We start from the raw sequence: 25,359 nt of genomic DNA on the forward strand, positions 1-25,359 counted from the left end.
TTACTAATCGTTAAATAATAGATTTTAATAATACGGCTGACTATTCAGCCGTTTATTTTTATCTAAAATTGAGTATAAAAAAGTAACCGCTATGCCTATAAAAACCAATAATATGAATACTGAACTGCAGCTTAAAAAGACTGGTAAACAAAAAGCATGGTCATGGCTTAAGACCTTAGTGCTATACGGCATTGTCTTCTTAGTCATTTACACCGCCGTTAACTGGTGGCGACAGCCCGTCATGCCAGCCAATCCACAGTTACAGATGACAGATTATCAAGGACATACCGTTAATCTAGCCGCTCTGAGTCAAGATAAGCCAACGTTAATATACTTTTGGGGAACTTGGTGTCCGATATGCACTACCACATCACCGTCAGTAAATCGCTTGGCGGCAGCAGGAGACTATCCGGTAGTCACTGTCGCTGTTCAATCAGGTAGCAATCAGCAGCTAACAGAGTACTTAACTGAGCATAATTATAATTTCACTACTATTAATGATCAACAAGGACAGATATTCGATGATTGGCAAGGCCAAGTCACCCCCTCGTATGTGATCTTAAAAGATGGCGAGATGATGCAAGGGCTAACAGGTATTCAACCTTTATGGTCGCTCAAGTTACGGTTATGGCTGTCATCGATGTTTTGACAGGGCTATCAATAAAAGATCAAAGGCATAATGGTTATTAATAAGTAGCGGTTACTCAATTCGTTTTACTAAATGGGTTGTACTGCACTCTGCCTCACTAGCTCGTTACAGCAAAAAACCTACCAATCATATCGATCAGTAGGTTTTATTTACAGCTTATATATACTTAGCACTAACGCCTACTGTTAGCTAATTAATGAGCTTAGCTCTTTATACTCATAATCTAGCGCTTCAGCTACGGCCTGATAAGTAACATAACCTTGCGCCGTATTGACCCCCTTTGCTAATGCAGGATTATCTATGCAGGCTTGTTTATAGCCTTTTTTAGCTAAAGCTAGCACATAAGGTAAAGTCACGTTCGATAGAGCTAAAGTCGAGGTTCGTGGTACCGCACCAGGAATATTGGCAACCGCATAATGAATGATACCGTGCTTCACGTAAGTGGGTTCATCATGAGTAGTGATGCGATCCGTGGTGGCAAATACACCGCCTTGGTCAATAGCAATATCTATTACTACCCCGCCCGGCTGCATTGATTTGATCATCTCTTCATCTACTAGCTTAGGGGTAGCTGCACCCGGAATTAGTACGGCGCCAATGACTAAATCACTTTCCTTTACGCTTTTAGCAATATTTGACTTAGTGGACATCAGGGTCTGTACATCATTACCGAACAGCTCAGACAGCTGCTTTAAGCGCTTAGGATCTAAGTCTAGAATAGTCACATCAGCACGTAAGCCTATAGCAATTTTAGCGGCTTCGGTACCTGATACCCCACCACCAATAATGGTTACTTTACCTCTTCTCACTCCTGGCACACCGCTGAGCAAGATGCCTTTACCGCCATAAAAGCTCTGTAAGAACTGCGCCCCAATCTGCGGACTCATACGCCCTGCAATCTCACTCATAGGGGTCAGTAAAGGTAACGAGTTATCTGCCAATTGCACTGTTTCATAAGCAATACCAGTCACTTTATTATCTACTAATACTTGGGCCAGCTCAGGCTCAGCGGCTAAATGTAAATAAGTGAACAACGTCAAACCTTGGCTTAAATACTTATATTCTTGTGGTTACGGCTCTTTGACTTTGATGACCATCTCGACAGCCCATGCTTTTTCGGCACTATCGACGATAGTTGCACCCACATTTTTATAATCTTCATCAGTAAACCGTGAGCCAATACCAGCATTGGTTTCGACATAAACCTCATGACCGTTATCGACTAAGGCACTAACGCCATTAGGGGGTAAGCCAACACGATTCTCATTATTTTTTACTTCTCTTGGGATACCTACTTTCATTTTCTGCTCCTTGCTTAGTGGTTATGTTTTTATAAGGGGACAAAACTTGATTGCTTGATAAATTATAGATAAGGGCTTAGTGATTAGTCTGCAGCTATTAATAGTGGGAATTGGATATAACAAAAGCGCTATAGCGCCGATAGCATACTAGGCTATAGATAGGGGTTGTATAGGATTGCTGGGCGGTAGTATTGCAGATGACAATGCGAATCTGCTGATAATAACGGCTTGAATAGTTATTAGGACGGGTTAATGATTTAATAGTTTTTTGACAGACGAATAGGTTTTGACGGTTTGCTGATTTAATAGTTTTTTGAGGAGGTGGCAATTGTAGAGGGATTACTAGGATATTGACTAATTAATAATAGTTATTAGCTACTGTTGTATACAATGCGGCCAAATTAAGCAACTAAAATTATAGCAGTATCCTGCAACGCTCTTTAGTCTTAGCCCTTGACTAAAATATCCCTATAAAAAATTAGGTTAACCGCAGCACACAAGGAAAATTTATATTAGTAGCACGCTGTAATGGCTGTGCTTTTTTATATAGGATTGACTATAGATGATTGGATGATTGGATGATTGGATGATTGGACAATGAGTGCCATTAGATGATCCATGTAATTAGATAACTAATACTATTGATAGATATCGCATTTTAGTCGCCGCTAACGCAATAGTCCCCGCAGCAGGATTTACCAGCGCAGGGACTATTAAACATCGATTATCTGGTATAGATTTATGGCATAAACTGCTGTGCAGAAGGTAGTTTAAGCATCAGTAACCAATACAGACCACCTGCTGGAATCAAACCGGCGTACCAAGAAACACTTGAGAACGTCAAAGCAACCACAACCCCAACCACCATCGCAATGACAGCAGCCATATTGACACCTTTATAAGGACCATTTTCATCATACAGTTTATCAAGATCAAGATTCTGCTTACGGATGAAATAATAATCAACCACTAAGATGGCAAACAATGGACCTAAGAATGCTGAATAGGTTTGAATGAATAAGTTTAATCCGGCAGCAGACTCGTCTTTTACTAATTCCCAAGGAAATGTGCAGAATGCCAATAGGCCGACAACAACTGCCGCTGTTTTAAATTTAAGATTGAAGATATCCATTAATGCATAGGCGGGTGGTACTACGTTATTTAAGATGTTAGTAGTCACTTGCGCAAAGGCAATAAAAATCATAGTGATAACTAATAAAGGCTTGTTATCAACGGCGCTTGAAAATACGCTAATAGGGTCAACTTCCCCAGTAGCACTAGTAACCATTAGACCAATCAAACCCATGAACAGGGTTGCTGGTAGGATTGAGTTGGCATAGATGGCGACTTGACGAAATAGACCAACGTTCTTATGCAATTCTCGCGAATAGTCAGAGACGTTGAGCATCATAGTACTGTAAACCCCTAGGAACAACATAGTTGCACCCCAAAAAGGCGTACCCCAAGTACCTTCGACGTTAATCAGATTGGTTGAGATGGCGTCACCATATTTACTGATGACACTAAAAAACATATAAACGAGCGAGCCAATGATAAAGACTGAACCGATATTCTCTAGCCACTTTATACCGTGAAAACCAAGAACAGATAGACCAATTTGTAGAAACTGAAAACCAACAAAGAACACTATTAGGTTGTTGTAGCCAAACAAAGTATCCGATACTAAGTTTAACGCACCAGCACCAATCCAGCTTTGAAAGCCAAACCATACAATAGCGGGCACTGAGCGTACTATTGCTGGGATACGGTTACCTGAAAAGCCGAATGCGGACCGGCACTGCACCATGAATGGAATGCCATACTTGTGACCAGCACGACCATTTATCATTAGCGCGGCACCAATGACCGTACAACCAATAGTGATAGCCACAACCACTTGTAGTAAGTTCAATGTACCGACTAGGCCAGAGCCAACAGTGAATGTGCCAATCGATACACAACCACCCAACCAAGCAAACAGATAAGACCAAGGACCCATAATACGTGTGGTCTGCGGAGCGAGGCTTTCTTGCCCTACTCCTTTATGGTCAAGGGTATCCACCCCAGATGCGCTAGCAGTTCTCACATTTTCCATTATATTCTCCTTCCTTGAGAAAATTTATTGATAAATCTAGGCTGATCTAGTTTTGAATAGGTTTCGCATAAGCACCAATTTTGCTGGTTTTCAAGCCACAACCAACTAAAGCCTCAACCATGCGAGTAGCAACCGTGACGCCATCGATAACCGGAACGCCTGTTTCTTGGGTTAACCATTCTGTCAAATCAGCCATGCCTGCGCAGCCTAATACGATGGCTTCACAGTTATCTTCAGCTACGGCACGTAATATTTCATCACGAACCTTTTCACGCGCACCCGAACCAGGCTCTTCAAGTGCCAGTACTGGAATAGCAGCAGAGCGTACACGTCTGCAGCGATGAGATAAGCCGTAGCCGTGAATCAGCTCTTCAATCACTGGAATAGAGCGTGGCAAGGTAGTAACCACGCTAAAAGAAGTCGAAATCATGCTAGCCGCTTTCACTGCTGCTTCACAGATACCTAAAACCGGACCTGAAAACACTTCACGACAAGCGCCAATACCAGGATCATCAAAACAGGCAACCACTACCCCATCAACTCCATCTGCCTCAGCTTGTTTTAGACGAGCTAACAGACCAGGTACTGACATAGCTTCGTCATAATGGCCTTGGATAGATGCCGGAGAATCTGTTCCTGATGCGCCGATGATTTCTGTACCTATACTGGCTGTTTTACGCGCACTCTCTACAATCTTGTCAGTCATAGAGGTGGTTGAATTAGGGTTCATAACTAAGATTTTCATAGGGCTTCACCTTTGATCATTGTTTGATTGCAGACTAAATATACTTGTTAACAATCATTGTTAACTATTATTGTTAACAAAACAATCAATATTTTTATTATTTGTTGTGAAGAAGGATTTAGCCCACTATAATCTCAACTATGACTAAATCAAAACTTAAAAAACTAGCTTTAGAAGTTGATGAAATACCAGAACAGGCAATCATCAGCTCTATCACAGCTGCAGTATCAGAACAGCGTTTACCAGCAGGGACCAAACTTGGTGAACAAATGCTGAGCGACTTATTTAATTGTAATAGAGCCAATGTCAGGCGAGCACTCTCCACTCTGGCCACTATGCATGTGGTGCAATTGCAGCCCAATCGAGGCGCTTTTGTCTCTACACCTTCTCCTAAAGAAGCAGGAGATGTATTCGAGGCTCGCCGTACTATCGAACGTAAGTTAGCTTGTAGTGTTATTGAGAACGCTGGTGCTGAAGATATTATTAATATGCGCGCTACTATCACTGCTGAAGCGGAAGCTCGTGCCTTAGGAGATAAGCCAGCAGAACTGCGTTTATCACGAGAATTTCACATGCACTTAGCGACTATCGCTAACAATCAAGTATTAGAGAAGTTCTTGAGTGAGTTGACGTTACGTACCACTCTAATCATTGGCTTATACAATAAAATAGGCTCTTCTAACTGTGCCGAAGATGAGCATTTAGGTATTGTAAAAGCTATAGAAGCCAGAGATGAAGCACAGCTTATATTTTTGATCGATCAACATCTAAATCATTTAGAGTCTGGGCTTGATTTCCAACGTACAGCCCAACCTTTTTATAGTTTATCAGAGCAACTAACGGCCACGCATATTTAGCATTTTGCCTAATTAGCCACTAAAAAGCCTCTAGCACACAAGTCGTAATGAATTTGTATGTTAGAGGCTTTTTAATAGCTATTTATTATAGTAATAATTAAGTTAAAACGGTTAACGGTTATTGACAGCTAGCCTTACCAGTACGATGGTTTATTGCCCCATTCGCCGCGAGCAGCTTTTGCATATCTACTAGATTGCGCGTGCAGGCATAGGAATAGGCGCTTTGATCATAGGCATAGCGTGTTTTGTCATCAGTGGTTGCAACTAAGTTTAAATTCACTCCTTGAGATATCAAGTACTTGACGTTTTCTCTACGATCATTACTAGCGGCAATCATGACTAAGGTCTCCCCTTCGCGGTCAACCGCTGCGGATTGATCGTCCAAGTCTATAGGGGATTTGGCATCTAATAGTTGATGTATTTTTTTAGTGATTCGAACGTTGGTCCCTAAAGTGGCAGACTTTAAAGCGTTGTAGGCATCACCCTTATCAGTAGCATATAGGTTTGCGCCTTGTTCTACTAAATAATCGACCATATCTTCATAACCAATAAACGCCGCCCACCCTAAAGCGGTTTGATCAAGACTGCCCGTATCTATAGCTTCCAAATTTTGACCATTCTCCACCATATATGTAACCGTCGCCATATCACCATGCTTTACAGCATCGAACCATTTAGCATCTACGCCTATAGAAGGTTGAGAATAAAAATTGCGGTTGGCAAGTCGGTCTTTATTAGTAAGCTCAAAGTTCTTAGCATCACTAAAGCGAAAATAGGGTTGCGCTACAGGCTCGCCCTTAGGAACTTGCACTACTTTCATATTTTTGGACAGTGTGCTTTGGTTATTGAGAGTTGTAGGGTTAGTTGTTGAACAACCCGTTGCCAGCATAGCGACTATAAGTGCTGAAGCGCTTATTCTGTAAATGTTTTCCATAACATAATCTCACAGTTGAATTGAATGATAGTTCCATATGATCAACTGATGACAGCAATCCTTGCTGAGTATTGCTAATGTATTCAGCTCTCACAATCACGAATATAGCACCTTTTTAATCAGACTTTTAATAATTGTTAACAATTTTAAATTTTTTTTACTTCAGCTATTGTTGTAGTGATTATTAATATATTGAGCCAATCGTTAGCACTGTTTACGACTTAAAATACAGAATAAATACTGAATGCCAGTTCTTAACAAGCGATAAATTATAGACAAATAGAAGAGGTGTTTTTATAAATAAGCTTTTATTATCCTAGCTTTTGTCTTCAATATCTTACTCGCTGTTTTTAATGCCTTATTTATCCTATAATAGGTAGCCTTGATTTTACTACTTATGCTCACCATCTTATAAATCATTGTTTAACAGACCTCATTGCAATTTTGGCTTTGTACTATTAGCTTTGTACTATTAGCTTTGAACCACTAGCTTTGAACCACTTAAATCTAGCTTTGAACGACACAAATCCTCTTACCGTATGACTAAAGGCAAGACCCTAATATGACTGAACCTACCGACTATAAAGACACTCTAAACCTTGCTGACACTGAATTTCCAATGCGTGCCAATCTGGCCAACCGTGAGCCAGATTGGCTTACTGCATGGGAAGCTGACGATGTCTATGGCAAGATTCGTCAAGCCCGTATAGGCGCACCTAAATATATTCTGCACGATGGCCCTCCTTATGCCAACGGTCAGATTCATTTAGGGCATGCCGTCAATAAAGTATTAAAAGACATTATTGTAAAGTCAAAAACTTTATCAGGATTCGATGCGCCTTACGTGCCGGGTTGGGACTGTCACGGTCTGCCAATCGAGCAAAAGGTTGAAGCCAAAGTGGGTAAAGTCGGCCAAAAAGTATCCGCTACTGAGTTTCGTGGTCTTTGCCGCGAATATGCTAGCACTCAAATCGAGCTGCAAAAAGCTGACTTTAAACGTTTGGGCGTCTTTGGTGATTGGGATAATCCCTACTTAACCATGAACTTCCATCAAGAAGCCAATATCGTTCGGGCCTTGGCTAAGATTCATGAGAATGGCCATGTAACTCGCGGAATGAAGCCGGTTAACTGGTGTTTAGACTGTACCTCAGCATTGGCTGAAGCCGAAGTGGAATATCAGGACAAAGTCTCCGATGCTATCTATGTTAGCTTTGATGTATTAGATACTGACAAGCTAGCCGCTTTTGCTGATATCACTGATACTATTGCAGCCGTTATTTGGACCACAACGCCTTGGACTTTGCCTGCTAACCAAGCTATCTCAGTACATCCTGAGCATAACTATAGTGTAGTAGCCACTGAAAAAGGCAACCTACTGTTAGCAACTGAACTGGTTGAAAGCGCATTGACTGAGCTTAAACTGAGCAATCAGGGCGTATTAGCCACTGTATCAGGAACTGAGCTTGAAGGTCTACGTGCCCAGCATCCGCTTATTGACACGCGTCAAGTGCCAATCATTTTAGGCGATCACGTCACTGTCGATAGTGGTACTGGTCTAGTACATACCGCTCCTGGTCATGGTCTTGACGATTATATTGTTGGTCTAAAGTATAACCTGCCAGTAGAAAACCCAGTCGGTGGCAATGGGGTCTATTTAGAGAGCGCTGCAGTATTTGCCGGTGAGCATATCTATAAAGCCAATCCTAAGATTATTGCTGCTTTGCATGACAACGGCCATTTAATTAATCATACCAAAATCGAGCATAGCTACCCGCATTGCTGGCGTCACAAGTCACCGATTATCTTTCGGGCGACTCCGCAGTGGTTCATTAGTATGGAAGTTGAAGGCTTACGTGAGCGTGCCCTTGCTGATATTACAAAAGTGAACTGGACGCCAGCTTGGGGTCAAAACCGCATTGAGTCGATGATGAACGGTCGTCCAGATTGGTGTATCTCTCGCCAGCGTACTTGGGGTGTGCCGATTGCTTTCTTTACTCATAAAGAAACCGGCGAGCTGCATCCTAACACTTTAGAGCTGATGGAAGTTGCTGCCCAAAAGATCCATGACGGCGGTGTCGAAGCTTGGTTTGATGCCAGCTGTGAGGACTTTTTAGGTAGCGAAGCTAGCGATTATGATAAAGCTACTGATACTTTAGACGTGTGGTTTGACTCAGGAACGACCCACTTTACCGTCCTTGAGCAACGCGATGAGCTCACTAACCCGGCTGATCTATATCTAGAAGGTTCAGATCAACATCGTGGTTGGTTCCAGACCTCACTACTGACCTCTGAGGCTATGTATCAACGCCCCCCATTCAAGCAAGTATTGACTCATGGCTTCGTAGTTGATGAAAACGGCCGTAAGATGAGTAAGTCACTTGGCAATATCATCACCCCACAAGAAGAGATCAATAAGACCGGTGCCGATATGTTGCGCTTATGGATTGCCTCTAGCGACTATCGCTATGAGATGAGTGCGGGTAAGACTGTATTCAAAGGCGCTATCGATATGTATCGCCGTATCCGTAATACCTTACGTTTCTTATTGGCCAATACTGACGACTTTGATCCTGCTATCAATAGCGTCGATGTCAATCAATTGGTGAGCTTAGACAAGTTTATTATTGAGCGTGCGCAAACGGTACAGCAGCAAATCATTGAAGCTTATGATGCTATGGACTTCCATCAAGTCACTCAGCACATTACTGCGTTTTGCTCGCAAGACTTAGGTGGGTTCTATTTAGATATTATTAAAGATCGTCAGTACACTACCCAAGCGGATGGTGAGCCACGTCGCTCGGCACAGACTGCTATTTATCATATCGCTCAAGCCTTGATTCGTTGGATTACCCCTATCTTGTCGTTCACTGCTCAAGAAGCATGGGAAGTCATGCAGGGTAATGATGCAAGCTTGGATGAGGCAGACCGTTACGTCTTTACCCAAGGCTGGTATGAGTTCCCAGCATTCGAGCTAAGTGCTATCAGTATTGAGGACTGGCAACATATCATGCGTGCCAAAGACATGGTCAATAAGAACATTGAAACCGCACGTGAAAACAAGCTTATTAATGCCAACCTATCCGCTGATGCTACTTTATACGCTGATAGTAGTATGTATGACAGCTTAGCTAAATTAAGCGAAGAGCTGCGTTTTGTGTTAATTACTAGTAGTGCCACTTTACAGCCAATCAGCAAAGCACCTGCTGACGCTAATATTGCCGCTACTGTTGGAGATAATGCTGAGAATAGTAACGAAAGCGCTGCTGACTTAAAAGTGGTGATTACTGCTGCTAAAGGCACTAAATGCGTGCGCTGCTGGCATATCCGTGATGACATCGGTGTCGATGCCTCTCATCCTGAACTGTGTGCGCGTTGCGTAACTAACGTCAGTGGTAATGGCGAGGTGCGCCACTATGCCTAACTCGACTGAGCACAATAGCAGTAATGATGGTTTAAATACCGTCAAGCTAGATAGCACTAAGTTGGGTAGCGTTGAAATCATTGACGAAACTACGCTAGATAGTGCTAGCATTGAGCAATCTGACGTTGCCACTAATGATCGTAAGGTTGCGCATGTCACTACTGGTAGCTCATTAGTACCGAAAGGCCGCTTGCGTAAAACCGCAAAAATGACTGCTAATGGTAGTCGTGCGTTTGTCTGGTATGCGCTATCACTACTAGTATTAGCTATCGATCAGTGGACTAAATGGCTAGCTGAAACTAACTTAACTTTTAATGAGCCATTATCAGTGATTGAGCTGTTCCTTAATTGGACTTTGGCTTATAACTACGGGGCTGCTTTTAGCTTTTTAGCGGATGCTGGCGGTTGGCAAAAGTGGTTTTTTTCAGGGTTAGCTTTAGTGATGTCGATATTTTTGACTATCTATCTAATCAAAGCTCCACGTCCAGCCAAACTGCTATCTCTTGGTTTAGCCTTAGTACTTGGCGGTGCAGTAGGTAACTTGATCGATCGATTGTTACATGGTCACGTTATCGATTTTATCCATGTGCATTATGCCAACGTTTGGCATTATCCTATCTTTAACGTCGCTGATATGGCTATCTGCATCGGTGTGCTGTTGATTATCATCGATATGATATTTTTAGAGAGCAAACGTAGTAGCTAATGTGAGTTAGTACAAATTATCAGCAACAAACCCCGCCCTAGCTCTCTATGGCGGGGTTTGTTTTTATTGTAGGCTGGTGCTTTTAGCCCAGCAAAAATACACATTTTCATACTCAATCATTTATAATCAAGCTTAAAATGAATTATTATTGTATGTCGCTGATATCATATTCCCAGTCTTGGTTAAAGTGATAAGTAAGATATCCATTATTAGGTAAAAAAATCACACAGATTTCCTCTTCTTTGCCACAACTGAGAAACTCAATCGATAAGCCATTATCAAGTTCTAAAACTAAATCAAGATCAGTATTGATTGAAATATTTATCAGTCTACCAAATTCAATCTGCTGCAATAAATCATCCAAGTCATCATTACTGCCAGTATTACTCTGACCTTGTAGGATAACCTGCTCATCTTTTATTATTTTCCACATACGATTGTAAGTACGAAATTGCCATTCACCATAAAAAGAATCTACATTCCGTTTTTTATTGTGATAAATTTTCTTTCCAAAATCTACTGCTAGACTATAGTAATAGCCTACTCGCTTGCGACAACATGTCTCGCCGTAGCTGCCTTCGATTAGAGGTAGGACTTGTTCAAAAGTGTACATAGAACCTACCCCTTAGGAAAACTCTCCCGTGCTGACAATCTTTTGAGATAAGCCATCACTGTCTCAGGTAATCTTATCCCTAACATTTTTAACCAAGAAAACAGATGATGATAATAAATATCTGCTAACGTAAAGCTCTCTCCTGCTATATAGTTCTGTCCTTCTAGCCAATCGCACGCTATGGGTAGCGCTTTATTAATAGAAGCTATGCAGTTTTCAGCCGTACCTTCAGACCAGTTTTCAAAGTTTCTTAAAACTTTAATCTTAGTCAATATCCATAAATAGCTTTCGATCTCAATCATGCCAAATGAGATAACTTTACGTAGCTTATAGTTTTGTTCAGCGTAATTTACATTGTCAATGTTTGGGGTTAAGGGCTTATCAGGATGTAAGTCATTCAAGTATTCAATGATCGCCAAAGATTCTGTGAAGTGCTGACCATTATGGGTGATAGCAGGTATTTTTCCGTAAGGATTAATCGCTAAAAACTCAGGATTTCTTTGCTCGTTTTTTTTAGCATCTAACGCTTTGATTTCATAATCTAAGCCAAGCTCTTTAAGTGCCCAAAGAACTGTTTCTGCTCGACTTGGATGAGTGTATTTATATAATGTAATCACTAGATTTTGCCTTTTATAATTAATAAGAAATTTTGCTAAAGTACAATTACTTATGCTGGCCTAAATAAGATAATGAAGATCTACAACAGCCCTTTTACATCGCCACCTGCCAATACAAATAACAGCCCTGCCAAGTTAATCACTACCGTCAAATAATAAGCGACACGAAAATCAGCTTTTTGTGACTTATGACGTAAGTAGGTCTGCGCAACCATCGCTCCCACCCAACCACCAAGCGCACTTAAAATATGCAAAGTCGTCTCTGCAGTACGCCAGTTATTATTCTGCGCCGCAGCTTTATCTTTGGCATAGACGATATAAGTAATTACTCCTAGCGCTATGTACCAAGCAACTACTAGCCAGCTCAGCTTATTAGTAGCCGCTAATAATATCAACATCCCATAAAAGCCCACGCCAAGAAACAAGCGTTTCTTCTGACCTTCTTCAAAATCAGCTTGCTGGCTTTTGTGTGCATTACGCTTACGGATTTTTTTATTCTTATGAGCGATTTTCTGTTGTACAAACTCTAGCTCTTGTACTTGCTTTGCTTGCATCCTTCCATGGCTGTCTGGTCCGATGGTAAACACTACCTCATCACCATTAACCGGTCTGCGTGGTGCTTTAAACTCACTGACATGAAAAAATACTGACTCGCCAGCTTCAGTCTCGATAAAACCAAAGCCTTTGTCTTCTTGCCATTTCCTAACTTTTCCTTGCTGAAAAGTGCTTTGTTGTTCGCTTGTCATTGATAATGCTACCGTCTTCTAGATTCATCAGATATCTTACACCATTTGCGTTACACTATTTACGCTTACAGGGTTTTGTATTTAGCTTATCATTTCTATGACTATTATTAATGCACTGCCTTCATTCACATCACCAATAGATGGCCTCCTGATTATGACCAAAGAAACTATCAATGAATCGCAATTTATTAATCCCAATGAAGATACTCGTATCACTTATGGCAGTCTAGTTAAGCTACATTTTGAAGTGTCCTTAGAGAATGGCACGGTGATTGACTCAACCTTTAGTCGAGAGACCCCTGTATCTTTGACTATCGGTGACGAGAGCTTATTACCAGGGTTTGAGCAAGTACTGATGAATTTGCGAGCTGGAGATACTCGTAGTGCCCACTTAGATCCGGAGCAAGCTTTTGGCGACTGGAACCCCGATAATATTCAGCATTTTAGCCGCGCTCAGTTTGCACTTGTCGCTGATAATCCTGAAATCGGTATGATGATTGAATTTGAGGACAAGGGAAAAAACACGCTAGCGGGCACTATTAATGCCATTGGAGATGATGAGATTGAGGTCGATTTTAATCATCCGTTAGCTGGACAAGCCGTATTATTCAAAGTCAAAATTTTTAAAGTCACCCCACCTGGCGTTACCGGTATCCAGCTAAGATAGTAGGTGCTGGCAAAGTACGAAAAATTATAAAACATTGAAACTATCCAAATAGTTAAAACTAATTATTCAAAACCAATCGTTAAAGGACATCTTATGCAGTATCAAACACTCCCACAAATCGATGAAAAGGTTTCCAAAATTTGTCTAGGTACTATGACATGGGGCCAACAAAATAGTGAAAGCCAAGCCCATGAGCAGATGGATGTAGCACTTAGTGAAGGGGTGAATTTTTGGGATACCGCTGAGATGTATCCTTCACCACCAGACAAAGACAAGCAAGGTGATACTGAGCGCTTTATGGGCACCTGGTTCGCTAAAACTAAGCAGCGCGATAAAGTAGTACTAGCCAGCAAAATCTCTCCAATGAACTTTTTGCGTGACGGTAAAACTCGCTTTAATGCTGAACACATTAGCAGCGCTATCGATGGTAACCTTCAACGTCTACAAACTGATTATATTGATATCTATCAGCTACACTGGCCTGAACGTCAGTCTAACTTCTTCGGTCAACGTGGCTATAGCGAAGATATGGCAGCACAGTCGTTAGACGATTTGACGCCGTTTTTAGAGACCATTCAAGCCTTGAATGATGAGATTAAAAAGGGCCGTATCCGTGCTTATGGACTGTCTAATGATACGGCTTGGGGACTGATGAGCTATCTATCGCAAGCTGATAAAAATGGCTTAATTGCTCCTATTACTGTACAAAATCCTTATAGCTTACTCAATAGACTGTATGAAGTCGCTATGGCGGAGATATCACATCGCGAAAACGTAGGCTTACTGGCTTACTCGCCACTTGGCTTTGGCGTATTATCTGGTAAGTATCTTGATGGTAAGCGTCCAGCTGGCGCACGTCTAACTGAATATGATCGCTTTGATCGCTATATCAATGAGCAAGCAGTATCAGCAACTGTACAGTATGCCAAGATCGCCGCTGATGCTGGTTTAGATATGGCACAAATGGCTTTGGCTTTTGTTAACACTCGCTCTTTTGTGACTAGCAATATCATTGGTGCCACTAGTATTGAGCAGCTAAAATCTAATATTGATAGTGTCAATATCACTTTAAGCCCAGAAGTATTAGAAGCCATTGAAGCTGTGCATGCGCGTCAACCAAATCCTTCACCATAATATTTATTGTGTTACAGTAATGAATTGTTTTTGACCAAAAAAGGCGCAAACCATCATGGTTTGCGCCTTTTTTATAACGTTAAATAATAATAAATGCTGACTTATACTTTAGAGTCATAAGATTGTATTTTATAGCACGGAAGTAGAGTTATTGTTTGGCTGCGTTAATACCCGAGCATGCAGCTCTTTTAAGCCATCTTGCATTCGTTGTTGCAATAAATTGGTTAACTGACTTTTATTATGACCATTAGGATCTAGAGGTTCAAGCGGTAGCACATAAGCGGTAATTTGCCTGCTGTCGAGTACCATTTTCAAGCTATCTTTCATAGTCAGCTTGCCATAATAAGGCAACTCTTTACTAAGCTCTCCATCCTTATTGACATAGCACAATACTAAAGGCTGAATAGGTACACCAGTATCTATCGCTGCTTGCAATAAAGTACCGTGAATACGTTTGATCTTAGTACCATCAGTAGTCGTTGCCTCAGGGAAGAAAATAACCGAAAACCCCTCATTCAAAAAACTGGCTATTTGGGTTGCTACTGATCCAGTATCACCGGAGCCACGCTCGATAAACACTGTGCCTGCTGCCTGGGCCAGCTTACCAAATACTGGCCATTCACCAATTTCAGCTTTTGACAAAAAGAACGCTGGACTGACGCTGCCCACTACTGGGATATCCATCCAAGAAACATGGTTAGACACCCATAGTCCATGATGCTGGGGCACAGGTTCGATAGGTACTATCTTTACCCCAAAAGAGCCTGCCATTTTACGGCAAAAGGTTTGAATATAGCGTGGTAGCTTTTCGCGAGGTGGTTCTCTAAAAGCACCGATACGCTGTGCCGTACGCAAGCCACCAGCAATAGTTGTCGTCATACCGGCTATCTTTTTGCCACGACCCAATTGCTTTCTCAGTGAAATTTTTGACTTAGATTGACTCATCTGTGTCCCTCATCATTAAATAACGGCTGTTTAGGTATTTTTGAAGCTTATAGGTAGTTAGACTTTATATGCAATTAGATGTTATAGGTAGTTAGATTTTATCAGTTAACAGCGTTGCAAAAAGCGAAATAAGTATAGCAAAATTCTGCTAGTCAGTGATGATTTGTTCACTCAGTACCTAATGCCTAGTAAGGTCTACACTGACGCTTTTTACAAACCCTTAACCGGTATTATTACTTAAATTAAAATCTGTAACACAAAATCATCGATAATTAGGCTAATAACCTTTAATATCAACAGATAAGGCCTTATATAAGTGATCATCTGAGCGTAATTTATTAACTAACTGCTATTTTAATAACATCGTTCAACTTACTATTTAATGAAATGTTACATAACTAATAGGTGATACTCTTTGGAATATTTTGGAAGATATGAAGGTGGCGAGCGCGCCATTTTAGTACATTTAGACATTCGTCAGATTCAAGACCCTGATGATTTAGGCGAATTTGAGCTGCTGGTTGACTCTGCTGGTGCGCAGCGTGTAGAGCTAGTAACGGGCTCACGCCAAAGACCTGATGCTAAGTATTTCGTCGGCTCAGGAAAAGCGCAAGAGATAGCTGAACTGGTCAGTGAGCATGACGCCGACATCGTAATATTCAATCATAGCTTATCGCCATCACAAGAGCGTAACCTTGAAGCTTTGGTGAAGTGCCGAGTACTCGATCGTACTGGTTTGATTCTCGATATTTTTGCTCAACGTGCTCGTACTTATGAAGGTAAGTTGCAAGTTGAACTAGCACAGCTCAATCACTTGTCTACGCGCTTAGTGCGTGGTTGGACGCATTTGGAGCGTCAAAAAGGCGGTATTGGTCTACGTGGTCCGGGTGAAACTCAGCTTGAAACCGATCGTCGTTTACTACAAACCCGAGTAGGCCAGCTTAAGGTCAAGCTCGAAAAAGTACGACAAACACGAGCGCAAGGTCGCGCAAGACGACAAAAATCAGACGTTCCTACTATCTCCTTAGTAGGATATACCAACGCTGGTAAATCAACGCTATTTAATCGTTTAGTCGATGAAAACATATATGCCGCTGACAAGCTATTCGCCACTTTGGACCCAACCTTACGCCGCTTAGATTGGCAAGGCGTTGGCCGTGTGGTGTTAGTCGATACGGTTGGTTTTGTCCGCCATCTACCCCATGAGTTGGTGGAGTCGTTTCATGCCACTTTAGAAGAGACCTTAGAGGCAGATTTATTATTACACGTTATCGACTCTTCTAGCGAAGATATGCATGAGCAGATCGAAGCAGTAAAAGCCGTGTTGGCTGAGATCGAGAATGATGTACCCGTACTCAATGTCTATAATAAAATCGATCTAACTGGCGAACCTGCACATATCGGTTACGCGAGTGAAGGTGACCCTAATCGTGTTTATGTATCCTCAAGAAACAACTTAGGCATTGAAGAGTTATCGCTAGCGGTACAGCAACTGATGACTGGTACGCTGACCACCTTTGATTTGACCTTACCTTATAATGCCGGACACTTCAAAAACACTTTATATGAGCTTGGTGTTATTTTAGAAGAAAGCTATGACGATAATGGTCATGAGTGTTTGACTATACGCCTGCCAAGCGAGCGCTTAACCCAGCTATTAGGTCAAGCTAACTTATTAGCCAAAGATGTATTACCTTTAGCGCAAGCGACCTTGTTATTGCCAGTTCTAGAACCTTTTGAACAGCAAGATGATAAGGACGATATTGAGCTGAACGCTGATGAAGATTTGACTTATGAGCAGATATTTGCCAGTGCAGATGAAACCATTGCTGATGAGGCTATCGCTAACGTTTCTATCGATAGTAATAATGACTAAATAATAGCGGTGATTAATGACACAGAAGGTTATTAGAGTCTGCCGCTGTAGAGGGCTACCCTAGCAATGACAACCTGAGTATATGAGCCATAAATAGGCTTATATGCTCATTTTTTAAGCCCCTTTATTGCGATAATATAATTTTTAATTATTTGCTAACGCTTAATCATTTATTGCAGCTTTTACCCTATAACTGGTAATAGACCGTTAATGATGAGTATAGCGTCTAGCAGTCCCCTTTTTCGGTTAGCCCTATTTTAAGCAAACTTTATTGCTGATTTATAATAGTAACTGCTATGATATTTCCCCTACCATTAGCGAAAAAATTAAATCTATCCTGCTGATTTATTTATAAAAGTTTTACTATTAATTATATTTTTCAATTAATAAGCTCATAGGGTAAAAGACTGTTTTGTGCTATAATAAGCGACTATTGTCTTTTTTATCCATTGTCAATAGTATTATTAATACTAACTATTATTGGTCAATCAATTTTTTCATGAGCATATTTTTTGTGTTGAACCCTATTTAAATACTTGAAGTGCTCTGATACTCTTTGATTAGAAGTGATTTTTTATGACAAAAATTAAGCCCTTATTTAGCTGCTCGTTACTATCTGTGTTGGCCGCCACGGTCACTTTAGCAACTTTAACGGCTAGTGCACACGCTGGCAATATGTACATTTTTAAAGACAAAGGCGGACAAGTACTGCTCACTAATGTCAACCCTAGCGGTAATTTTGATAGCTTTACTAAAAAAGTTAAAGTGACTTATTATAAAGATGCCAGCAGCTACTCTAACAATAATAGCGCTAGCAATTATGGTAGCAGTGCCGCGAGCAATAGTGGTAGTCGTAATGCCTATGATAGCTATATTATAGCTTCAGCTGCGCGTCACGGTGTTGACCCTGGACTGATGAAAGCGATGATGCATACTGAGTCAGCCTTTAATCCGAATGCACGCTCTCCAGTAGGGGCGCAAGGTTTAATGCAGTTAATGCCAGCTACAGCACGTCGCTTCAAAGTCATCAATGCTTGGGATCCTGCTGAGAATATAGAGGGTTCTGCCAAATATATCGCTTGGTTGATGCGTCGCTTTAATAATAATATTGAGTTTGCAGTAGCTGGTTATAATGCTGGTGAAGGTAATGTCGATAAATATAACGGTATCCCACCCTTTAAAGAGACCCGTAACTACGTAAAAAGAGTAATGGACCGTTATAATAGTCTCTATAAAGGCGACGCCAGCTTATCAGCTAATAACAGTAGTTTTAATAGCGGTAGTTTTAATGGCAGTAGTTTCAACGACCCTACTCTTAATAGTCCTAGCTCCAATCCAAGTTTGCAAAATATCAGTTATGGTACTATTAATAATAAAGCCAGCTATGCTAACTCAGCTTTTAATGCTTTAAACTAAGCTTTTTAATCGTTAAATATAAGCACTGCCTATAAATCATTGAATCATAGTACAAAAAAGGCCCGTTAATTAAATAACGGGCCTTTTGTATATTATCAGACTATAAGTTCTATAAACTAAATCAATAGTTATTTATTAGCTAGCGCTTGAGTAGCCGCAACTTCAGCTGCAAAATCTTCTTGCTTTTTCTCAATGCCTTCGCCAACTTCCAAACGTTTAAAGCCAAGAACTTTTACGCCTTCAGCTTTTAGTACGTCGCCGACTTTTTTGTCATTGTCCATAACATATGGCTGACGTAGTAAAGTTACTTCGTCTAGATACTTACGTAGGCCACCTTCAATCATTTTTTCAACGATGTTATCAGGCTTGCCAGATTCTTTAGCTTTGGCTTCGATAATGTCTTTTTCGCGTGCCAATACATCAGCAGCTACATTTTCATCATCGACTGCTACTGGATTAAACGCAGCAATGTGCATAGCTAGGTTTTTACCAGTGTCTGCATTTTCGTCTTCAAGAGAAACTACAACACCGATGCGTAAACCATGACGGTATGCAGCAATATTGTTACCTTCTAAGGTTTCAATGCGACGAATTTGAATGTTTTCGCCAATTTTTTGTACTAAAGATACACGAGCTTCTTCAACACTTTGACCATCGCCATAAGGCAATTCAGAAAGAGCAGCTACATCAGTAGTGTCATTTTCTAGAGCAATGTTAGCTACTTTTTCAGCAAAAGCTGTGAAGCTATCGTCTTTAGCTACAAAGTCAGTTTGGCAATTGATTTCTACCAAAAACGCTTTTTTATCGCCTTGAGCAATAATGATCGCGCCATCAGCTGCGATGTTACCCGCTTTTTTAGCTGCTTTTGCTTGACCAGATTTGCGTAGGTTATCAATGGCAGTTTCGACATCGCCATTTGACTCTTCTAATGCTTTTTTACATTCCATCATGCCAAGACCAGTACGGTCACGTAATTCTTTTACCATTTTGGCAGATACTTTTACTTCTGTCATAAGAGTTACCTCAGTAGTGTGATGTATTACAGGTACTTAAATTCTATTGTACGTATCAACAACAAGGCATGACGAGTAGAACTACATCATGCCTGTTGTTTGCTTAAACTGTTACGCTATAAGTCTTACTCAGCTTTTTCTTCTGCTGCAGCAACTGGAGCTTCTTCAGTTTTTGCAGTAGCAGGAGCTTCTTCTGTAGTAGGCGCTTGCTCAGCAGCTTGTTGATCAGCATTACCACTGGCTTGAGTTTGTGCATACTCTTTACCAGCGATGATAGCATCAGCAATAGCTGTTACGTATAGAGTTACCGCACGAATAGCATCATCGTTAGCTGGGATAACGTAGTCAACATTATCAGGATTAGAGTTAGTATCAACGATACCGATTACTGGAATACCAAGGTTTTTGGCTTCTTTAATAGCAATCGCTTCATGATCAACGTCAACGACAAAAATAGCGTCAGGTAAACCGCCCATGTCTTTGATGCCGCCTAATGAACGCTCTAGTTTTTCCATATCGCGAGTACGCTCTAGCGCTTCACGTTTGGTAAGCTTAGCAAAAGTACCGTCTTCTGCTTGTTTTTCAAGCTCTTTTAGACGATTGATTGACTGACGTAGAGTTTTCCAGTTAGTCAACATACCACCTAACCAGCGATGGTCAACATAAGGCATGCCAGCGCGGGCTGCTTGCTCACGGATAACACCGCTAGCTGCGCGTTTAGTACCTACGAACAATACTTTGTTTTTCTTAGCAGCTAAGCCGTTAACATAGTTAAGCGCTTCATTGAAGGCTTTTACGGTGTGCTCTAAGTTAATGATATGAATTTTGTTACGCGCACCAAAGATATAAGGACCCATCTTTGGGTTCCAAAAACGTGTTTGGTGACCAAAATGAGCGCCGGCTTGTAATAAGTCGCGCATTGGCATTTTGGTAGGGTTTTTATTTTCTGTAGCCATGTTCAATATCCTAGTGGTTGGGTTATGCCTCCACATCACAAAAACTACCTATCTAGCAACACGCATTTGCCAATAATCGATACATGATTTATGTAAGACTATTATTAATGCAAATTAATCAAGTCGCCAAACACCCAGCAATTTTTTGTCATGATGTGTGTGTCATTGGTTGGTTTATAGAGTACGCTATTACTTACGAACAGACCGAATGTCTAGACTTAAGCTATAATCAGATATAACAGATTATAAAAATAGCTGCGCTGTATTTTACCATATATAGCTAGCCAAGCTCCAGTAGTTTATTTATTGATCTAGCAGGGCTAACTAAGTAATACAAATCCCTATCACCGCCTGATAACCACCCCAGCTAAACGGGGTAATATAGCTATTACGATCTTTTGGCAAGTAGGCAGCACTAGGGGCTCCTACTACGATTTCTGGTGGAGCAATGATAAAATCAGTGCCGAATTCAATACGAGCATTACCGGCGATAGTATTGGCCATTTCACCCAGTAAATCTTTCATCATTTTAAGAGAAGAGTCAGACTCGTCCATTATGTTTATCAATGCTCTTAGCATAGTGCTTGGCGCACTGATATAGACATAGCCTTCTACAGGGCCTGTTATCTTGATAATACCGCTGTAATCATAGCCTATCGCACTTTTGTTATCATGCAAATAAGGGGTATCAATAGCAATCTGAGTGTCAGCAATTTGCGCAAAAAATGCGCTAATCGAGCTTAAAAACACCCCTAATTTTTCAACTTTGACCATAATACTTTAGTGTCCATTTACCCATCATTAATGGGTTGAGTGTTTATTTCTGAAAACAGAGTACAATCTCTCCAAGCTGCCCGCGCCATGCAATAGGAATGATAAAGGAACGCTCATCTTTGGGTAAAACGATACTCTGTGGTACTCCTTTAAATACCAAAGGTACGGAGATATGAAACTCAGCCCCAAACTCTTTGCGTGCATTACCAGCGATAGTATTAGCCACCTCTCCAGCAATATCTACTAGGTTCTCTTCGCTAGCATCGCTCTCCCCTAAACTCTGTAAAATACAGCACAACAAGCTTTGGGTAGCTGAAAAATATACTACGCCTTTTTGCCCTCCTGACACCCCGATTATCCCAGTATAGTCATAGACTTCAGGCTGCTTATCAGCTGATAGATAAGGGGTCTCCACCTTAAGGGCTTCGCCACCTAGCTGAGCAAAATAGTTGGAGATGATCTGTAAAAAAACTTGTAACTTTTTCTCTTTCATAATCGCATCCATTTCATAGGTCACGTTACTCTTGTACTAACTCATACAATGATTCGATAAGCTCGTCTTCTGAAAACGGTTTGCATAAAAAGCCACTAGCTCCTAACGACAAAGCATGAATTCCTGTAGTTTTATCCGATAAAGCAGACACCACTAAAATACGTACTTCAGGGTCAAGAGTAATTATTCTTTCAATACATTCAAGCCCATCCATTTGCGGCATAGTCAAATCCATAGTGACCACATCAGGACAGTGGATATTGAATTTCTCAATAGCCTGTACCCCGCTGTTAGCAGTCGCCACTAGCATGAACTGTCCTGAATCATAAGCACGCTGAATACGATTTCGAATAATATTTGAATCATCAACAATCATTAGTTTATACATGGAGCACTTATTATCCTTTATTAAGCTGCTGGTAAGGTAATGACAAAGCGCGTCATCTTACCCCACTCACTTTTTACATTGAGCTTACCAGCATGTTCTTTGACTTGAGCTTTGATAATATCCAAGCCAACACCGCGACCACCATCTTCATCTGCGTCATCTTTAGTAGAGAACCCAGAAGAAAAAAGCTGCTTTAACAGGTCAGTGCGATTCAAATTGCTAGCCTGCTCTACGCTATAACGATTCATTGCCACTAGTTTGTGACGAATACTGTCGTAGTCGATACCTTGACCATCATCTTGTAGGGTGATGATGAAGTCTTGACCCTCATTTTTAACTTCTATATCGATGATGCCGATAGTAGGTTTGCCCTCTAACTGCCGAGCAGCAGGCGCTTCAATCCCATGTACTACAGCATTACGTAATAACTGCACACTGATCTCTTTGATTGAAGTTCTGAGATGCTCAGGGATAACGGTTTTCGCTAAAGTTTCGCTATTGAGCTGTACTTGCTTATCCTGTCTTACAGCGATATCTTGAGCAAAGTCTTGATAATAAGAGAGGAGATGACGGTTTGGCTCATCGTCTAAGTCGATATCTATACCTGATTCGAGGTCTGCTTCATCTAGATCATTAGTGACAGCCACTAGCGGCATGGTTTCAACAATATCATCAGCTGGTTTTGTGGCATTGAGTGTTACTACACTTCCCGCCCTGCTATTATCGCTACTAATTACACTGCTATTTTTACTGCTAGTAGCGCTAGTAGGTAATTCTCGATTTATACGTTGGCCTAAGGTTTCGATAGTCTCAGATAACATTAATAATTCATCTAAGTGAATAGCCAAAGCCAAGAAGTCGTTGCCTGCTAGCTGGCTTTGGTTCTGTAACGCCTGCAACTTATCTTCGGCTTCCGATGAGATTTTAGTAAAGCCGTGCAGTTTAAGAGCAGAGGACTCGCCTTTTAAGCTATGCATGTCACGATAGATCGCTTTCAGCTTATTCTCCAGCTCATATTGTGAGCTGCCAGGATTTTTCAAAATACTATTCATTTTTTCGATGTACAATTTGGTATTGCTAATGAACTCATTAATAATCGTCGGTTCAACATTAAGAATAGTAGTAAGCATCTCGATTTGCATATCGTTTTGGTTACGTTCTTTTTCTAAACGCTGCTCTAAGTAAACAGCATCTGAAACATCGTTGACGTTAACTAAAATACGCGCAATGCTTTTACCTTCATAAACCCGAGAAAACTTAAAGTCCAAAAACCGACTGTTGGCCCCTTTTTCATTCGAGGCATTATGCAACATGACTTTATGTAGAGGATTTAGAGCATCGACTAGCTTTTCTTTAACCCGAGGGTTATAAAGCTGCTCAATAAATTGCTGCGTGGTATTGAGGTCTGTATCAGAGATACGGCCACGTAAGACGTTAGTAAAATTCTCACCTGCTAGGCTTGGTGTCCCAATAATGGTGGTGAGTGCTTTGGAGTGTTGCTGACCAATACTTAGATCTTTATCCAGTAAGAACAGTCCAGTATTGACCGTCTGCATAATCTCTTGAGTCTCACGACGGGCCGCTCTAAGCTCTGCATCGGACGCCTTCAATCTACGTACAAAATATAATACAAAGATAATGAAATATAAGATCGCAAAGGAGATACCAAAAGTTTGAATATTTCGCAAAAATCCAGCACGTTTACCATTTTCACTATTCAAATTATTGGTAAGACCAGTAACATTATCGTAAATGCCTTCAGTAGGCTTACCAAAACTCTGTTTTAGAAAGTTTGAACTTACCACTATTGGCGAGCTTACAAACTTTATGGCCTGATCTTTGTAAGGCGCCCATAGATTTGAGGTTTCTTCAACGAATTTTATCTGTTCAGACTTCGTCAAAGTTTCATAAGCGACTTGATCGCCACCAATCTTGACATCACCACCCTGCTTTAGAACGGTAATTTTTTCATCGATTTCTTGAGTGGATTTAGCAACTTTTATAGCTTGTGGTTGCGTAACACTAGCAGGCTGTTGACCGCTGCGCATAGTGTTGAGTAGATATATATCTTGAGTTAGGGTTTGAATGTCGCTTCGAAGATTGGTACTCAGTGATACTGCAGCTCGTAAATCAAGGATTTTGAGTGAGTTATAGATACTAGTAACCAAAATGCCTGAAATTAAAATCAAGAAAATAATGACTGAGATAATAATTGAGGTATAGCGACTCTTAGGAGTGTTGGTACCCGATTGTGTCGATGCATCCATAATTGACTTCCTTGTCTAAATTAAATTTTAAAGATTGCAATAAGTGCAATAATTGACAAATTCTTGAGTGTTTATTTTTATTTTCCTATCATGATAAGCCTTAAAACCTCATTATTTTAACGATTCAGTTGGGTTTGCAAACCGCTATTACTACTCATTTAGAACTATAGACCTACACCAAAATACTCAACTAAAAACGATTTCCAGGCAATCTTTATTTTATGGCATTTTCAAAGAGAATTTTTATGAAGTATCTGACGATCTATATTATTATCTAAATAAATAATTTATATAATCTTCACTATATTAGTAAGAAAATAACTAATAGCTAACTATTGATAGGCTAATTAAATAAATAACGCCAAAATAATCATTGTTATCAGTTTATAAATATAGCTATAAATGCATCATAAAACACCACTAATGCATCGATAATCTATGAAAATAGGTCTATAACACCTAAAAAAACTAGTTTTATCAAATCCTGCCTCACTGCCATATATTGGTATTGACGATAGGTACTATTCTTTAATTACATAAATTAACAATCGATAATACGGAACTAATTTTATAAAAGCAAATATTATCTATGAGATAAAAATATCCATTAAGGTAGATGTATGAACCATATTTGTCGATATTTAGCTAATAATTTGTTAGATTAGCCCTATAAAATACAGAATTAAGTTGACTATTTTTTGATTATACAAGCCTATATAGTAGCTAATAAAGGCTGTATAAATAAA

The 25,359-nt window shown here is 40.5% G+C and carries 21 protein-coding genes and 1 pseudogene; 8 read left to right on the forward strand and 14 right to left on the reverse strand.

What is annotated here, in order from left to right:
* Positions 1-91: 91 nt before the first annotated feature.
* Positions 92-649 carry a protein disulfide oxidoreductase gene (locus KZA12_RS03065; RefSeq protein ID WP_218689195.1) on the forward strand — a complete coding sequence of 186 codons (558 nt, stop codon included), beginning with the start codon at positions 92-94 and terminating at the stop codon, positions 647-649.
* Between the two features lie 185 nt (positions 650-834).
* Here the strand turns inward: KZA12_RS03065 and ald are convergent.
* From ald to KZA12_RS03080, 3 genes and pseudogenes are all read right to left on the reverse strand, one after another.
* A pseudogene (gene ald, locus KZA12_RS03070) lies at positions 835-1,950 on the reverse strand (alanine dehydrogenase).
* Between the two features lie 739 nt (positions 1,951-2,689).
* Positions 2,690-4,045, reverse strand: coding sequence for an NCS1 family transporter (locus tag KZA12_RS03075; protein ID WP_218689196.1), 1,356 nt, complete (start codon positions 4,043-4,045; stop codon positions 2,690-2,692).
* A gap of 46 nt (positions 4,046-4,091) precedes the next feature.
* Complete coding sequence (locus tag KZA12_RS03080) at positions 4,092-4,790, reverse strand: aspartate/glutamate racemase family protein (RefSeq protein ID WP_218689197.1); 699 nt, start codon at positions 4,788-4,790, stop codon at positions 4,092-4,094.
* A 140-nt stretch (positions 4,791-4,930) separates the two neighbouring features.
* Here KZA12_RS03080 and KZA12_RS03085 point away from each other — a divergent pair, with 140 nt between their 5' ends.
* The gene (locus tag KZA12_RS03085) at positions 4,931-5,647 is read left to right on the forward strand and encodes a GntR family transcriptional regulator (protein ID WP_218689198.1); all 717 of its coding nucleotides are present in this window, start codon (positions 4,931-4,933) and stop codon (positions 5,645-5,647) included.
* Between the two features lie 118 nt (positions 5,648-5,765).
* On the opposite strand, the gene KZA12_RS03090 is transcribed toward KZA12_RS03085, so the two are convergent.
* Positions 5,766-6,581 carry an ankyrin repeat domain-containing protein gene (locus tag KZA12_RS03090; protein ID WP_218689199.1) on the reverse strand — a complete coding sequence of 272 codons (816 nt, stop codon included), beginning with the start codon at positions 6,579-6,581 and terminating at the stop codon, positions 5,766-5,768.
* Between the two features lie 562 nt (positions 6,582-7,143).
* On the opposite strand from KZA12_RS03090, the gene ileS reads away from it, so the two are divergent.
* Together ileS and lspA are read left to right on the forward strand one after the other, a co-directional pair.
* Positions 7,144-10,002 (forward strand): isoleucine--tRNA ligase, encoded by a 2,859-nt coding sequence (gene ileS, locus KZA12_RS03095; protein ID WP_218689200.1) that lies wholly within the window; start codon positions 7,144-7,146, stop codon positions 10,000-10,002.
* 109 nt (positions 10,003-10,111) lie between these two features.
* Positions 10,112-10,708, forward strand: a complete 597-nt coding sequence (lspA, locus tag KZA12_RS03100; RefSeq protein ID WP_218689407.1) for a signal peptidase II — start codon at positions 10,112-10,114, stop codon at positions 10,706-10,708.
* 145 nt (positions 10,709-10,853) lie between these two features.
* Here the strand turns inward: lspA and KZA12_RS03105 are convergent, their stop codons facing one another.
* The 3 genes from KZA12_RS03105 to KZA12_RS03115 all read right to left on the reverse strand — a co-directional run bounded on the left by KZA12_RS03105 (position 10,854) and on the right by KZA12_RS03115 (position 12,684).
* A complete protein-coding gene (locus KZA12_RS03105; protein WP_218689201.1) occupies positions 10,854-11,321 on the reverse strand; it encodes a hypothetical protein in 468 nt (155 codons plus the stop codon).
* A 5-nt stretch (positions 11,322-11,326) separates the two neighbouring features.
* Positions 11,327-11,938: a glutathione S-transferase family protein gene (locus KZA12_RS15045; RefSeq protein ID WP_218689202.1), complete on the reverse strand. Its 612-nt coding sequence runs from the start codon at positions 11,936-11,938 to the stop codon at positions 11,327-11,329.
* 80 nt (positions 11,939-12,018) lie between these two features.
* Entirely contained in the window at positions 12,019-12,684 is a 666-nt protein-coding gene (locus KZA12_RS03115; protein ID WP_218689203.1) for a cold shock and DUF1294 domain-containing protein, read from the reverse strand.
* 154 nt (positions 12,685-12,838) lie between these two features.
* On the opposite strand from KZA12_RS03115, the gene KZA12_RS03120 reads away from it, so the two are divergent.
* Positions 12,839-13,351, forward strand: coding sequence for a peptidylprolyl isomerase (locus KZA12_RS03120; RefSeq protein ID WP_218689204.1), 513 nt, complete (start codon positions 12,839-12,841; stop codon positions 13,349-13,351).
* Between the two features lie 93 nt (positions 13,352-13,444).
* On the forward strand, positions 13,445-14,485 hold the full coding sequence (locus tag KZA12_RS03125) for an aldo/keto reductase (protein WP_218689205.1): 1,041 nt from the start codon (positions 13,445-13,447) through the stop codon (positions 14,483-14,485).
* Positions 14,486-14,614: 129 nt separating this feature from the next.
* Here KZA12_RS03125 and KZA12_RS03130 read toward each other — a convergent pair whose 3' ends face one another.
* Positions 14,615-15,430, reverse strand: coding sequence for a 1-acyl-sn-glycerol-3-phosphate acyltransferase (locus tag KZA12_RS03130; protein WP_201621856.1), 816 nt, complete (start codon positions 15,428-15,430; stop codon positions 14,615-14,617).
* A gap of 415 nt (positions 15,431-15,845) precedes the next feature.
* Here KZA12_RS03130 and hflX point away from each other — a divergent pair, with 415 nt between their 5' ends.
* Both hflX and KZA12_RS03140 read left to right on the forward strand, forming a co-directional pair.
* The gene (gene hflX, locus KZA12_RS03135) at positions 15,846-17,306 is read left to right on the forward strand and encodes a ribosome rescue GTPase HflX (protein ID WP_256932807.1); all 1,461 of its coding nucleotides are present in this window, start codon (positions 15,846-15,848) and stop codon (positions 17,304-17,306) included.
* A 576-nt stretch (positions 17,307-17,882) separates the two neighbouring features.
* Positions 17,883-18,722: a lytic transglycosylase domain-containing protein gene (locus KZA12_RS03140; protein ID WP_218689206.1), complete on the forward strand. Its 840-nt coding sequence runs from the start codon at positions 17,883-17,885 to the stop codon at positions 18,720-18,722.
* Between the two features lie 128 nt (positions 18,723-18,850).
* Here the strand turns inward: KZA12_RS03140 and tsf are convergent, their stop codons facing one another.
* From tsf to KZA12_RS03170, 6 genes are all read right to left on the reverse strand, one after another.
* Positions 18,851-19,735 (reverse strand): translation elongation factor Ts, encoded by an 885-nt coding sequence (gene tsf, locus KZA12_RS03145; protein ID WP_201621854.1) that lies wholly within the window; start codon positions 19,733-19,735, stop codon positions 18,851-18,853.
* 125 nt (positions 19,736-19,860) lie between these two features.
* On the reverse strand, positions 19,861-20,691 hold the full coding sequence (gene rpsB / locus KZA12_RS03150) for a 30S ribosomal protein S2 (RefSeq protein ID WP_201621853.1): 831 nt from the start codon (positions 20,689-20,691) through the stop codon (positions 19,861-19,863).
* Positions 20,692-21,015: 324 nt separating this feature from the next.
* A complete protein-coding gene (locus KZA12_RS03155; RefSeq protein WP_218689207.1) occupies positions 21,016-21,465 on the reverse strand; it encodes a chemotaxis protein CheX in 450 nt (149 codons plus the stop codon).
* Between the two features lie 43 nt (positions 21,466-21,508).
* Positions 21,509-21,958, reverse strand: a complete 450-nt coding sequence (locus tag KZA12_RS03160; protein WP_201621851.1) for a chemotaxis protein CheX — start codon at positions 21,956-21,958, stop codon at positions 21,509-21,511.
* Between the two features lie 25 nt (positions 21,959-21,983).
* On the reverse strand, positions 21,984-22,346 hold the full coding sequence (locus tag KZA12_RS03165; protein ID WP_218689208.1) for a response regulator: 363 nt from the start codon (positions 22,344-22,346) through the stop codon (positions 21,984-21,986).
* Between the two features lie 20 nt (positions 22,347-22,366).
* Positions 22,367-24,613, reverse strand: a complete 2,247-nt coding sequence (locus KZA12_RS03170; RefSeq protein WP_218689209.1) for an ATP-binding protein — start codon at positions 24,611-24,613, stop codon at positions 22,367-22,369.
* Positions 24,614-25,359: the final 746 nt, after the last annotated feature.

This window comes from Psychrobacter sp. BF1 (assembly GCF_019279065.1).
Lineage (GTDB): Bacteria > Pseudomonadota > Gammaproteobacteria > Pseudomonadales > Moraxellaceae > Psychrobacter > Psychrobacter urativorans.